Raw genomic sequence first — 14,540 nt, forward strand, 5'->3', positions numbered from 1 at the left:
AATAATTATGAAAAAGGTTCTAAGTGTAAAATTCTTGGTATTATTATTTGTTCCGTTTTTAAATTTTGCTCAAATAAGCGGAACGGTGAAAGTAAAAGAAGGCTTGATTCAGGGAAGTGTAGAAAACGGACTGGCAGTTTTCAAAGGAATTCCGTTTGCTGCTCCACCCGTTGGTGAATTGCGTTGGAAAACTCCACAATCTGCTCCAAGCTGGACGGGTGTGAAAGAAACTACCAAATTTGCACCAGCTCCATATCAAGGCGGTAATCCTTCATCGGGCAAAAGTGAGGATTGTCTGTATTTAAACGTTTGGTCTCCAGCCAAAACGGCCAATGAAAAATTACCTGTTATGGTTTACATTTATGGAGGTGGCTTTGCAGGAGGCTCTACATCAGACCCTTATACCAACGGAGAGTATTTAGCAAAAAAAGGAGTAATTTTAGTAGGTATTGCCTACCGAGTTGGACAATTGGGCTTTTTAGCTCACCCCGAACTCAGTGCCGAAACCCCTCAAAAAACTTCGGGCAATTATGGACTTCTCGACATGATAGCGGGTTTGAAATGGGTACAAGAAAATATCAAACAATTTGGCGGAAACCCCAATAAAGTAACCATTTTTGGCGAATCGGCAGGTGGAATAGCCGTAAGTATGCTTTGTGCTTCACCGTTGGCAAAAGGACTTTTTCATGGGGCAATTTCACAAAGTGGTGGCTCGTTTGGTCCAAACAGAACGACTACTTACCCAGGCGAAAACATGAAATTATTGTCGTTGGCAGAAAGTCAAGGGTTGGAATTTATGAAAAAGGCTGGTGTAAAATCTTTGGCCGAAATGCGAGCGATTCCTGCCGAAAAACTCCCAGGAGGTTTTGGACAACCAGGTGGCTGGCCTATTGTGGATGGGTATGTAATTCCAGATGACCAACATCTTTTGTATGAAAAAGGCAAATACAATCACGTTCCTGTTTTAATCGGATATAATTCAGATGAAGGTGCGAGTTTCCAACCACCAAAGACACCAAAAGATTATATTGATAATACCAATAAACGCTATGGCAAATTTGCAGAAAGTCTGATAAAGGCCTATCCAGTAGGCGAAAACAATGTGCCAAAAACAGCTCGGGATCTCGCTCGTGATGCTGCTTTTGGCTGGCAAACGTGGGCATGGGCAAATCTTCAAGCTAAAACATCAAAAGAGAAAGTATTTTACTATTATTTCGACCAACATAAAGACTTTCCAAGTGATTCTCCAAAATATGGCTATGGTTCACCTCATGCACAAGATGTAGCTTTTGTGTTCGGGACATTCAAAACTACCGACCAATTTGCCTCTCCAACTGACCCTCAAATGTCAGAAACTATCATGACGTATTGGACAAATTTTGCCAAATTCGGCCATCCAAATGGTGGTTCTGTTCCGAAATGGGAAGCGTTTTCGCCTAAAAATCCCAAAGTCATGTATTTCCAACAAAAGGCTTTTATGGGGCCAGTTCCGAGTGAAGATGCCATGAAAGTTTTGGATAAATATTTTGAATGGCGAAGAACGCCCGAAGGTAAAGAATGGGCTAAGTAATTAATAATCAATCCTAAAATTATGAAAACAAAATCACTATTACTTATAGCTGGTATAATGCTGATTTCAAATCTCTGTTTTGCCCAACCAACACCTCGCCCCAATGTAATTTCGCCCGAAGTACATACCGATAACAGCGTTACTTTCCGATTTTATGCTCCAAAGGCAACAGAAGTAAAATTGAGCGGTCAGTTTGAGAAAGCTGCTTTGACCATGACCAAAGACCAACAAGGAGTTTGGTCGGTGAAAACCAGTCCCATCAAGCCAGATATGTACCCGTATTCGTTTTCGGTAGATGGCGTATCGGTGGCCGACCCAAGCAATACCGCTATTTTTCCGAATGAAGGTTTTCAAAATAGTGTAGTAGAAGTAACGGGAAGCACGCCTTTGGTACATACTTTACAAAATGTGCCGCACGGAACGGTTTCTTATCGCTACTACCAATCGCCCGAACTCGGTACTCGCCCAGTAGTTATTTACACGCCAGCAGGCTACGAAACTAATCCAAATGCTAAATATCCAGTACTCTATTTGCTTCATGGCACAACCGACACCGAAGAAACTTGGACAAAAGTTGGTCGAGCCAATATCATTCTTGATAATCTCATTGCCCAAGGAAAAGCAAAACCAATGATTATCGTAATGCCTTATGGAAGAGCCTATCCAGTTATTTCAAAATCGTCGGGTAGTTTACGCAATTGGGATAATCTACAAGAGTTTAAGAAAGATTTTTTCGGAAATCTGATGCCTTTTGTAGAGAAAAATTACCGAACTATCAATAACAAAGATAACCGAGCAATCGCAGGTTTCTCAGGCGGTGGTGGCACTACCATGTATTTTGGATTTAACAATACAGACCAATTTGCTTACGTGTGCGGATTTGCCCCTGGAATGCTCAAAAATGAATTCGACCGTAACAATGAGGCGGCTTTCAAAGACCCAGCCAAAACGGATAAAAATCTTAAATTACTTTGGATTGGCGTAGGTAAAGAAGACCCACTTTACACTGTCAATCAAGAATTTATGAAAGTTCTTGATGAAAAGAAAATCAAATACGAAAGCCTTTTTACCGAAGGTGGACATACTTGGATGAACGTAAAACACTATCTGAGCGTAATTGCCCCCAAACTTTTTAAATAATAAACCTTTCTCTATAATTATGAAAACAAACAAAAGTCTGTTCCTTTTGGCTCTAATTGCCATTTGGGGCTTTAGCAATTTTGCACAAGGACAACCACCTCGTGGGCCAATTGTGGTTTCTCCAAAAGTAAATCCCGACAAAACGGTAACTTTCTCGTATTTAGCACCGTCGGCCACCACTGTTTTGCTCGATGGCAACCAATTTGGTTCAGCTAATGTCCCAATGACCAAAGGTGAAAATGGTGTTTGGTCAATAACAGTTGGCCCAGTTAAGCCTGATATTTATCCTTATGGATTCAAAGTTGATGGCGTTACGGTAAACGACCCAGCCAACACGTATTTATTTCCAAATGAGCGTTTCAAAGGAAGTTTGGTAGAAATACCATCGGATTCTCCTGCCATTTATGCACTTCAAAATGTACCTCATGGCTCAATCACTTACGAATATTATCCATCAGTTGAAGGCTCAACTGGTACGGTAGTAGTTTATACACCAGCAGGTTATACCAAAGAAACTGCTAAAAAATACCCTGTTTATTACCTAATAAGTGGCACAACAGATACTGAGGAAACTTTTTGGAAAGTAGGAAAAGTGCACTTAATGCTCGATAATATGATTGCTCAAGGCAAAGCAAAACCAATGATTGTGGTGATGCCCTACGGAAACCCAATGGCACGCATTGCCGAACAAACGGGTAAAGACAAACCTTCGGATGGCAGCCGTGACGGTGAAGATGCTCTCAAACGCATGAAATTATTTGAGACAGACCTCATAACGAACATTATCCCTTACGTTGAGAAAAATTATCGAGTAATCGCCAACCGTGATAACCGTGCCATTGGCGGTTTCTCTCGTGGGGGCGGTCAAACGCTCCGTGCTGCCTTCAACAATGTCGATAAATTTGCTTACGTATGTAGTTATGCGTCATATATTTCACCTGCCGAAATGGACAAAAGTTTTACGAACATCACGGCAAATCCTGCAAAAACCAACAAAGATTTCAAACTTTTATGGTCAGGCATTGGTACGGAAGACTTCTTATACAAAGGCACTACAGAGTGGGAAGCATACTTGAAAGACAAGAAGATAAACGTAAAAACGTACGCCATTTCAGGTGGACATACTTGGATGAATGTGAAGCAATACCTCAATGAAACTTTGCCAATTTTGTTTAAATAACATAAGATGAAAAACTCAAAATTACTCGTTTTTATTCTCCTTTTTTTAGGAGGATTTACGATGGCACAGCGACCACCTATTATAGTTTCGCCACAAGTACATGCCGATAAAAGCGTTACGTTTAAATATTTCTCTAAAACGGCCAAAGAAGTGAAACTTTCGGGGGAATTTCTGAAAGACCCCGTTTCATTGACCAAAGATACTTCGGGTGTTTGGAGCATTACCGTACCTTCGATTACGCCAGATATTTACCCTTACAATTTTGTAGTGGATGGTACTGGGGTTTCTGACCCAAACAATACTTATGTGTTTGCAAATGAGCGTTTTAAGCGTAGTATCGTAGAAATTCCTGCCGATAAACCTTTGGTACATTCCTTACAAAATGTGCCTCACGGAAAGGTTACGTATCAGCTTTATAATTCAAAATCGTTGAATACTACTCGTCAATTATTGGTTTATACGCCACCGAATTTCGATGCAAGTGGCAAAACCAAATATCCCGTTTTGTATTTGATTCATGGTGGTTCTGACACCGAAGAAACTTGGACAAAAGTTGGAAAAGCTAATTTGATTGCTGATAATCTTATTGCCCAAGGTAAAGCCAAACCGATGATTATCGTAATGCCTTATGGAAATGTTCGCCCCGCTCCGATGCCTGATTTTACTAAGGATGTGGTCAATGATGTGATTCCATTTATTGAAGCAAATTATCCTGTAAAAGCAGGTTCAGAAAACCGTGCCGTAGCGGGCTTTTCAGTGGGCGGTGGCCAAACGCTGAATATTGGTTTTACAAATACTGATAAATTTGGCTATATCTGTTCGTATGCACCTTTTACGGCAACTGAAGAATTCAAGAAAAACTTTGATAACTGGACTCCAAACGCCGATTTGATAAACAAACAAGTCAAATTATTTACCATCAGTGTAGGTACAGACGATTTTCTTTATGAAAGCGTGAAGAAAAACATTGCGATGTTTGAAGAAAAGAAAATTAAAATTAAACCCCTCATCGTTTCGGGTGGACACACTTGGATGAACTGTAAGTTGTTTTTAGCCAATTCTTTACAAGAAATTTTTAAATAATATTCAACTCATAAAAATATGAAAAACTTTCTCAAAATTAGCCTTCTTGCTACTTCCATCGTGGGTAGCATCAACTTTGCACAGGCACAACAGCCTGCCATTATCGAAGATTTCAAACCTTCGGTACTTAACCAACCGCAACAAGAATATCCGCAGGTAAACTCGCAGGGTTATGCACGTTTCAAAATCGTTGCTCCTACTGCCGATAGCGTGCGAGTGAGTTTAGGTTTGGGTGGCCGTGGCGGTACAAAGCTCGCCAAAGCAGAAGATGGCACTTGGATGGGAACTACCGATGGCCCTATGGACGAAGGGTTTCACTACTATAATGTTAAAATAGACGGAGGAAAATTCAATGACCCAGGTACATTAAACTACTACGGCTCAGTTCGTTGGGAAAGTGGTATCGAAATTCCTGCCAAAGACCAAGATTTTTATGCCCTTAAAAATGTTCCTCACGGAAATGTTCAGCAAATTCTTTTCCCTTCGCCAAGTACCAGTACTTCTCGCCGAGCATTTGTTTACACGCCCCCAGGCTATGAAAAAGGTAAAGACAAATATCCAGTTTTATACTTACAACACGGTTGGGGCGAAGACGAAACTGCTTGGATGAACCAAGGTAGAGCTAATTTGATTATGGATAATTTGATTGCCGATGGAAAAATCAAGCCATTCATCATTGTGTGTACGTATGGTATGACCAACGAAATAAAAATGGGCGGAATGCGTAATTTTAAGATTGATGGTTTCCAAACGGTTTTGGTTGATGAATTGATTCCTTACGTGGATGCTAATTTCAGAACAATCGCCAAAAAAGAAAAACGTGCTATGGCTGGTCTTTCGATGGGTGGTATGGAAACAAAAACTATCACTTTAAACAAACCAGAAGTATTTGATTATTTCGGTCTTTTGAGTGGTGGAACGTACGCTTCAACCGACTTCAAAGATAAACCAAAACCAAAATACATCTTCTTGAGTTGTGGCAGCAAAGAGCGTCCAGATGGCATTCGTAAAGCTACAGAAGAACTAAAAGGTGCTGGTTTTAACGTTGATGGATACATTTCGGAAGGTACAGCCCACGAATTCCAAACTTGGAGACGCAGTTTATTACAAATGGCTCCCAAGCTTTTTAATTAATTTCTTAATAAAATATTCATGAATTTCCACGTTTTTTATTTTAATCCTAACCCTAAAAGGCTCATCGGTCTTTTAGGGTTAGTTCTCATTTGTTCGTTTACCATAAATGCACAAAAACCTAAGTACAGAAATGTATTTAAAGAAATGGGTTACAGCCAAAAAGACATAGATGCAAAACTCCAAAAGGCGTATTACGATGTTTTTGAAGGCCCAAACAAAGTTTATTTTGAAGAAGAAGACTCGTTGGCTTACGTTTCAGACGTAAAAAACAAAGATGCCCGCTCCGAAGGAATGTCTTACGGCATGATGGTGGCCGTTCAATTAAACAAGAAAGAAGTTTTTGATAAAATTTGGCGATGGGCTGTTAAATATTCTCAACATCAAACGGGGCCAAGAGAGGCTTATTTTGCGTGGAGTATCAACCCAATTACTAAAAAGAAAAACTCGCAAGGTTCAGCTTCTGATGGTGAGCTTTACTTTGTAACCAGCCTTTTGTTTGCTTCTAATCGTTGGGGTAATGATACAGGCATCAATTACTACAAAGAAGCCCGTCGAATTTTAGATAATATGTGGAAAAAAGACGGTACAGGAAACATATATAACGTCATCAATACCGATGCCAAACAAATAAGTTTTGTACCAGAAGGTGCAAACTACAAATGGACTGACCCATCTTATCACTTGCCAGCTTTTATGGAAGTTTGGGCAAAATATGCCAAAGATGGCCACGAAGACTTTTACAAGGCCTGTGCCGACACTTCAAGAGTATTTTTGCATCGAGCTTGTCACCCAGTTACGGCATTAAACTCTGATTATACCGAATTTAGTGGAGCTCCACACCCTACTCGTTGGATGCCACCAGGCTTTAGATATGACTCATGGCGTGTGCCGATGAACATTGCGATGGATTATACTTGGTACGGAAAAGACAAAAAATGGCAACTCGACTATGCCAAAAGATTCCAAAAATTCTTACGTTCAAAAGGTTTGGAAACGTATGACGACCAGTTTAATCTTGATGGCTCAAAACCAGAATTTATCTTGCAAGCTGGGCCAGTAAAAAAACTTCGTCATTCTATTGGTTTGGTTTCTACTGCTGCCACAACTGCCCTCATTAATAAAGGAAAAGAAAGCGATGATTTTGTAAAAGCCATTTGGAACGCCAAACTCGAACCGTACGAAGACGGTTATTTTGACCCTTACTTCGATGGACTGATGTATCTATTCAGTTTGATGCACCTCAGTGGAAATTACAAAATCATTGAACCCGCCAAATAACCTCATTTTTAATTTCAAACGATGAAAAAACTACGCTCAGTAATCACTCTTCTGTTTTTGTGTGGAAATATGGTTTTCGCACAAAATATGGAAAAAGAAATGCCAAAAGGCTACGAAAATGCTAAAAATGGCATAGCCAAAGGCAAAATAGATACGGTTCAGTACGAATCAAAAACCGTCGGAAGCACTCGTAAAACCTTGGTTTACACCCCGCCAAACTACGATAAAAAGAAAAAATATCCAGTATTTTATCTACTTCACGGCATCGGTGGCGACCATTTGGAATGGTTTAAAGGAGCAAATCCTCAAAACATTTTAGATAATCTTTACGCCGAAGGAAAAATTCAGCCAATGATTGTCGTAATGCCAAATGGCCGTGCCATGAAAGACGACCGTTCAACGGGAAATATCATGGCTCCCGACAAAGTTCAAGCCTTTGCTACGTTTGAAAAAGATTTATTGAATGATCTCATTCCGTTTATCGAAAAAAACTATCCTGCATTGACTGATAAAGATAATCGTGCCATTGCAGGCCTTTCGATGGGAGGAGGACAGTCGTTGAATTTTGGTTTAGGGAATTTAGATAAATTTTCGTGGGTTGGTGGATTTTCTTCTGCACCCAACACAAAAGTGCCGAAGGAATTAATGCCAAACCCCGAAGAAGCTAAAAAGAAATTGAAATTGCTCTTTATTTCGTGTGGCGATGCCGACGGATTGATAACATTCAGTAAGCGTACACACGAATATATGTACGAAAACGATGTGCCTCATATCTATTATCTCGAAGCAGGCGGCCACGACTTTAAAGTTTGGAAAAACGGATTGTATATGTTTTCGCAGTTTTTGTTTAAACCTACCAATCCAAGTACATTTACTAAATATTCAGTTTTAGGAACTCCTGCTGCAAGCAATATTCGTAATGCGAAATACCCGCAAATTTTGCCCGATAATCGTGTAATTTTCAAGGTTAAAGCTCCCGAAGCACAAAAAGTACAGATTGATTTAGGCAAAAAATACGACATGGTAAAAGACACCAGCGGATTTTGGAATGTTACGACCGATTCCATCAGCCGTGGGTTTCATTATTATTCACTTTTGATTGATGGTGTAGCTGTTGCCGACCCAGCCAGTGAATCTTTTTATGGCATGAGTCGCATGGCAAGTGGCATCGAAATTCCGTACAAAGAAGGTGGTTTTTATGCTTTGAAAGATGTACCTCACGGTGATGTTCGTATAAAAAAATACTATTCAAAAGTAACCAACTCTTGGCGTGAGGCTTACATTTATACGCCACCAGGCTACGATAATGCTACCGAAAAATATCCAGCCGTTTACCTGCTTCACGGTGGTGGCGAAGACCAACGTGGTTGGGCTACTCAAGGCAAAACCGATTTGATTTTGGATAATCTCATTGCCGAAAAGAAAGCAAAACCGATGGTTATTGTAATGATGGATGGGAATTTCCAAGGTGGCGGTGGCCCCGCAGGTTTTGGTATGCAACAACTCAATCAATTTGAAAATGAGCTAAAAAATGCCTTAATTCCATTCGTGGAAGCCAATTTTAAAGTTTCCAACGAAGCAAAAAATCGTGCATTGGCAGGTCTTTCGATGGGTGGTTTACAAACCTTGCATGCAGGGGTTCGAAATTCTGATTTATTCAATTATCTCGGCGTTTTCAGTTCGGGTTGGTGGGCAAATAATACCAAACTTTCAGACCCACAATACGAATTCATGAAAACCAACAAAGATAAAATCAATGCCAACATCAAAGAATTTTGGATTTCGCAAGGCGGCAAAGAAGACATTGCTCACGCTAATTGCCAAATCATGATGAAGAAATTCGATGAAATGGGCATTAAATACAAATACAGCGAGTACGCTGGCGGACATACTTGGCCAGTTTGGCGACACGATATTTACGAATTTGCACAATTACTTTTTAAATAAATTTCCATCTATTTTAATCAAAAAAACAATGAAAAAAGCACTTTTAACAATTGCAATGATAATTTCTACGGTAGTGGCTTTCGCTCAAAATGCCGTAGATGGTAACTGGAAAGGTTCACGAGAAACGCCAAACGGTGTGATGGAGGTCAACTACTCATTTAAAGTAGAAGGCAATAAATTAACAGGAATCTGGAAAAATCAACGTGGAGAATCGGCCATCGAAGAAGGAACGATTGATGGTAAAAAAATCTCGTTTACGATTTCTTTCGGCGAGCGTAAAATCAACTATACAGGCGAATTAGTGTCTGAAAATGAGTTGGTTATCAAAAACGAAAGAGGCGAAACCAAACTCACAAGAGTAAAATAAGTTACCTTAGCGAGTAGCCTTTCTCTTTTGAAAGGCTACTCGCTCATTTTTAATAATGCTAATCATTATCAATAGTTTTAATGAAAATTAAGTACGTTTTACCTTTTCTGATTCTAAGTTTTTGTGCCGAAGCACAAATGCAGCCCTTTGCCTTGCATGAGGTAAAACTAAAAAATGGTATTTTCAAAAATGCCCAAGATGTAGATTTGAAATACATTTTGGCACTAAATCCTGATAAACTACTCGCTCCTTACCTTATTGACGCAGGTTTGCCACTGAAAGCCGAGCGATATGGAAACTGGGAAAGTTCGGGTCTTGACGGGCACATTGGCGGGCATTATTTGTCGGCTTTGGCCATGATGTATGCCAGCACTGGAAATGCCGAATTGAAGCAACGCCTCGAATACATGATTTCCGAATTGGCACGTTGCCAAGCAAAAAATGGCAATGGCTACGTGGGCGGAATTCCGCAAGGAAAAGTGTTTTGGGAGAGAATCAATAAAGGCGATATTGACGGTAGTAGTTTCGGACTCAATAATACTTGGGTACCGCTTTATAATATTCATAAACTTTTTGCGGGGCTGCGTGATACTTACGAATTGACACAAAATCAACAAGCCAAACAGATTTTGATTGGTTTGGGCGATTGGTTTATCGAATTAATAAAACCACTCAATGAAGAAAAAATTCAGCAAATTCTTCGTACCGAACACGGTGGCATGAACGAAGTTTTTGCCGATTTATATATCCTTACCAACGACAAAAAATACCTCGAAACCGCTCAAAAACTAAATCATCAAGCTATTTTAAATCCATTACTTCAAAAACAAGATAAACTTACTGGCCTACACGCCAATACCCAAATACCGAAAGTGATAGGTTTTGAAAAAATAGCTACTCTCACCAAAAATGAAGAGCTGTCGGGTGCGGCACAGTATTTTTGGCAGAATGTTTCACAAACTCGAAGTGTGGCATTTGGTGGAAATAGTATGCGTGAGCATTTCAATCCCGTCAACGATTTCAGCAAAATGTTGGCCTCCAATCAAGGCCCAGAAACCTGCAATTCGTTCAATATGTTGCGGCTGAGTAAGGCTCTTTTTCTCGATAAAAACGATGCCAGCTACTTAGATTTCTACGAGCGAACACTCTATAATCATATTCTTTCGAGCCAGCACCCCGAAAAAGGTGGATTTGTTTATTTTACTCCCATTCGCCCTAATCATTATCGAGTTTATTCGCAACCCAATACCAGTATGTGGTGCTGCGTGGGTTCGGGCATCGAAAATCATACGAAATATGGCGAGTTGATTTATAGCCATTCTGGAAATGATATTTTCGTCAATTTGTTTATTCCTTCAACCCTAAATTGGAAAGAGAAAAACATTCAGATTGAACAAAATACTGATTTTCCTTACAAAAATGTATCAGAATTAACTTTAAAACTTGTTAAATCTCAGATTTTTGCTCTAAACATTCGCCAACCCAAATGGGCGGAAAACTTTGAAATTTTAATAAATGGAAAGATTTTTCAAACCTCAAAAGCAGAAAATAACTATGTTTCAGTAAATAGAAAATGGAAATCGGGTGATAAAATAACTGTACGATTCCAAACTTCTACGCAGTTAGAAAATCTACCCGATGGCTCAAATTGGGCGGCTTTTGTGCATGGACCAATCGTTTTGGCAGCTAAAACTTCAACCACAGATTTAGTTGGACTTTTTGCCGACGACAGCCGAATGGGGCATGAAACCAAAGGTCCCCTTTACCCAATGAATAAAGCTTACGCCTTAGTTGATGAAAAAGGGGATTTCAAATCAAAAATAAAACCCATTGGCCAACTCAAATTCAGTTTAGATTCGCTTACTTTACAGCCGTTTTTTGAAATTCATGACGCACGTTACCAAATGTATTTCCAGACTTTCAATAAAACCACTTTTGAAAATTATCAAGTAAGCATCAAACAAAAAGAGGCCGAGCAGTTGGCTCTCGAAGCTCGAACCATTGATAAAGTGAATTGTGGCGAACAACAACCCGAAGTTGACCACAGCTACAAAGGAGAAAGAAGCAATTCGGGCTATGACGATGAGCAATTTTGGCGAAATACCCGCTCATATATTTCATATCAATTATCAAATAAAAACAATCAAGGTAAAGCTTTGATAATAAGTTCATTAGATGATTTTAAATTAGAGAACATCTCAATAATTATCAACGAAAAACCTATTGAAAATGTCTCAAAAGAAAATAAAATAATTCAAATAAAAAACCTTGATAGCGAGAAGATTAGCATTAAAATTAGTACAAAAAACAATGTTCCTTCGCCTCGTTTTACCGAGTTCAGAGTAGTAACCGATTAAATTATCTGATTAATGAAAAAAACAATTTTAGCCGTAGTAGCAGGTTGCATGGCACTTTCGGCAACAGCCCAAACCAAAATCACGTTGAACACGGATTTGGCCAAAACCAAAATCAATAAACATATCTATGGCCACTTTGCCGAACACCTCGGTCGTTGTATTTATGGCGGTATGTATGTGGGAGAAAATAACACAAAGATTCCTAACACAGCTGGTGTACGAAACGATGTAATTCAAGCATTAAAAGAGCTAAAAGTACCTAATCTTCGTTGGCCAGGAGGTTGTTTTGCTGATGCTTATCAGTGGAAAGATGGTATCGGTCCTAAAGAAAAGCGTCCTAAAATGGTCAATGTTTGGTGGGGTGGTGTAACCGAAGATAATAGTTTCGGCACACACGATTTTCTTGACCTTTGCGAAAAAATTGGTGCAGAACCATACTTAGCAGGAAACGTAGGTAGCGGAACGGTGCAAGACCTTTCGGACTGGGTAAGTTATGTAAATCAACCAACAGGAAGCCCGATGTCTGACCTTCGTATTCAAAATGGTCGTCAAAAGCCTTGGAATGTAAAAATTTGGGGAGTTGGCAATGAAGCTTGGGGTTGTGGTGGAAATATGACGCCCGAATATTACGCAAATATTTACCGCCAGTATGCCACATTCATGAAAGATATTACACCAGAATCTAAACTTTACAAAGTGGCTTCGGGTGCAAGCAGCGATGATTTCAACTGGACTGAAACATTGATGAAAAACATTCCGCACAATATGATGTCGGCTTTGGCATTACATCATTATTCGGTTTTGAGCTGGAAAGATACGAAAGGCCCATCGGTTGGATTTAACGAAGCAACTTATTTCAAAACCATGGAAGAAGCTTGGAAAATGGAAGAATTCGTAACCAAGCACAGCACCATCATGGACAAATATGACCCAGAGAAAAAAGTAGATTTAATTGTGGACGAGTGGGGGGGATGGTACGAAACCGATGCCGAAGGTAAAGGTGCTTTGTATCAACAAAATACCATGCGTGATGCCATGATTGCGGGTCTTACACTTAATATTTTCAATAATCACGCTGACCGTGTTCGTGGAGCAAATTTGGCTCAAATCGTCAACGTTTTGCAAGCAGTAATCTTGACTAACGAAGAGAAAATGTTGCTTACGCCAACTTTCCACGTAATGAAAATGTACAATGTGCATCAAGATGCAACGCTCGTACCAATGAGTATCGAGTCGCCAACGTATGAATTTAATGGTAAAAAACTGACAGCCGTGAATTCGTCGGCATCAAAAGATGCTTCAGGAGCATTGAATATTTCTTTGACAAACATTGATTATCGTAAATCGCACGAAGTTACAATCAATCTTAGAGGTGAAGATTTCACTAAAGTTTCGGGGCAAATCCTATCATCTGCCAACATCAGCGATCACAATACTTTTGAGCAACCAAACAAGGTTTCGATAAAAGATTTTTCGGGTGCAAAATTGGAGAAAGGCATTTTGAAGCTCATCATTCCAGCGTACTCGGTAATTGTTTTAAAAGTTACTAAATAATCAAAATTAAAAAATACGCTTCATTTTTTAAAATACAAAAAAATCGTGTTAAATTTACACAATTATAGGATGTTATTAATTATTTAGATTAAAGATAGGTTAAAGATGGTTTTATTCGAGAAAATCAATGATTTTCTCGAATTTTATTCAATTAAAAGAATAACAATTATAATATTTGCACAAATTTGTGTAAAACATTAGAAAATGAATAAATACCCTCACTCGACACGAATACTTGTTGCTCTCGATTGTATCGTTTTTGGCTTCGATGGCGAAGCACTTAAACTTCTCTTAATTAAAAGAAATTTTGAGCCAGAACAAGGAAAGTGGTCATTAATGGGTGGTTTTTTGGAAGAAGAGGAAGACCTCGAAGTAGCCGCTAATCGCATTTTATATGATTTAACAGGCCTAAAAGATATTTATTTTGAAGAAATTAAAACTTTTGGAAAAGTAAACCGTGACCCAGTTGAGCGTACTATCTCGATTTGTTTCTTTGCTTTAATAAATATTCATGCACATAACCAGGATTCGGCTAAAGCTCAAAATGCTTATTGGATTGATTTAAAAAACAGACCAAATCTGATTTTTGACCACAACCAAATGGTTGATTTGGCACTCGAAGAACTTCGCTACAAAGCTGCGTTGCATCCAATTGGTTTTGAACTTTTGCCCGAAAAATTTACTATTCCACAACTACAAAAACTTTACGAAGCTATATACGATTCACCACTCGATCGACGAAATTTTAGTCGAAAGATTCTATCAACCAATCTGTTGATAGACACTGGTGAAAAAAACCAAAATTCAACAACTAAGAAAGCAATCCTTTATCAGCTCGATAAAGAAAAATATCAAAGTCAATTTAGTGCCTTTCATTATTTTATTTCGGATTCAATGAGATAAAATGTGAATATTTGTAGTTGAGAGATT

Annotated in this window: 11 protein-coding genes; all 11 read left to right on the forward strand. The window is 39.1% G+C overall.

All coding sequences use genetic code 11. From position 1 onward, the window contains the following. The first annotated feature begins 7 nt into the window (after positions 1 to 7). The 11 genes from A6M55_RS13915 (at position 8) to A6M55_RS13965 (ending at position 14,513) form a co-directional block, all read left to right on the forward strand. Positions 8 to 1,570: a carboxylesterase/lipase family protein gene (locus tag A6M55_RS13915; RefSeq protein ID WP_064198198.1), complete on the forward strand. Its 1,563-nt coding sequence runs from the start codon at positions 8 to 10 to the stop codon at positions 1,568 to 1,570. 21 nt (positions 1,571 to 1,591) lie between these two features. After that, the gene (locus tag A6M55_RS13920; RefSeq protein WP_064198199.1) at positions 1,592 to 2,710 is read left to right on the forward strand and encodes an esterase; all 1,119 of its coding nucleotides are present in this window, start codon (positions 1,592 to 1,594) and stop codon (positions 2,708 to 2,710) included. Between the two features lie 19 nt (positions 2,711 to 2,729). After that, positions 2,730 to 3,890: an esterase gene (locus tag A6M55_RS13925; RefSeq protein WP_064198200.1), complete on the forward strand. Its 1,161-nt coding sequence runs from the start codon at positions 2,730 to 2,732 to the stop codon at positions 3,888 to 3,890. Positions 3,891 to 3,896: 6 nt separating this feature from the next. Beyond that, on the forward strand, positions 3,897 to 4,973 hold the full coding sequence (locus tag A6M55_RS13930) for an esterase family protein (RefSeq protein ID WP_064198201.1): 1,077 nt from the start codon (positions 3,897 to 3,899) through the stop codon (positions 4,971 to 4,973). A gap of 18 nt (positions 4,974 to 4,991) precedes the next feature. After that, a complete protein-coding gene (locus A6M55_RS13935; protein WP_064198202.1) occupies positions 4,992 to 6,107 on the forward strand; it encodes an alpha/beta hydrolase-fold protein in 1,116 nt (371 codons plus the stop codon). 18 nt (positions 6,108 to 6,125) lie between these two features. Then, positions 6,126 to 7,385 carry a glycosyl hydrolase family 8 gene (locus A6M55_RS13940; RefSeq protein ID WP_064198203.1) on the forward strand — a complete coding sequence of 420 codons (1,260 nt, stop codon included), beginning with the start codon at positions 6,126 to 6,128 and terminating at the stop codon, positions 7,383 to 7,385. A gap of 21 nt (positions 7,386 to 7,406) precedes the next feature. Continuing rightward, positions 7,407 to 9,332 (forward strand): alpha/beta hydrolase-fold protein, encoded by a 1,926-nt coding sequence (locus A6M55_RS13945; protein WP_064198204.1) that lies wholly within the window; start codon positions 7,407 to 7,409, stop codon positions 9,330 to 9,332. A gap of 28 nt (positions 9,333 to 9,360) precedes the next feature. Further along, positions 9,361 to 9,699 (forward strand): hypothetical protein, encoded by a 339-nt coding sequence (locus A6M55_RS13950; RefSeq protein WP_064198246.1) that lies wholly within the window; start codon positions 9,361 to 9,363, stop codon positions 9,697 to 9,699. A gap of 80 nt (positions 9,700 to 9,779) precedes the next feature. Then, on the forward strand, positions 9,780 to 12,056 hold the full coding sequence (locus A6M55_RS13955) for a glycoside hydrolase family 127 protein (protein WP_064198205.1): 2,277 nt from the start codon (positions 9,780 to 9,782) through the stop codon (positions 12,054 to 12,056). Between the two features lie 12 nt (positions 12,057 to 12,068). Continuing rightward, positions 12,069 to 13,610, forward strand: coding sequence for an alpha-N-arabinofuranosidase (locus A6M55_RS13960; RefSeq protein ID WP_064198206.1), 1,542 nt, complete (start codon positions 12,069 to 12,071; stop codon positions 13,608 to 13,610). A 204-nt stretch (positions 13,611 to 13,814) separates the two neighbouring features. After that, a complete protein-coding gene (locus A6M55_RS13965) occupies positions 13,815 to 14,513 on the forward strand; it encodes an NrtR DNA-binding winged helix domain-containing protein (protein WP_064198207.1) in 699 nt (232 codons plus the stop codon). The last annotated feature ends 27 nt before the right edge of the window (positions 14,514 to 14,540 follow it).

The organism is Emticicia sp. MM, assembly GCF_001649495.1.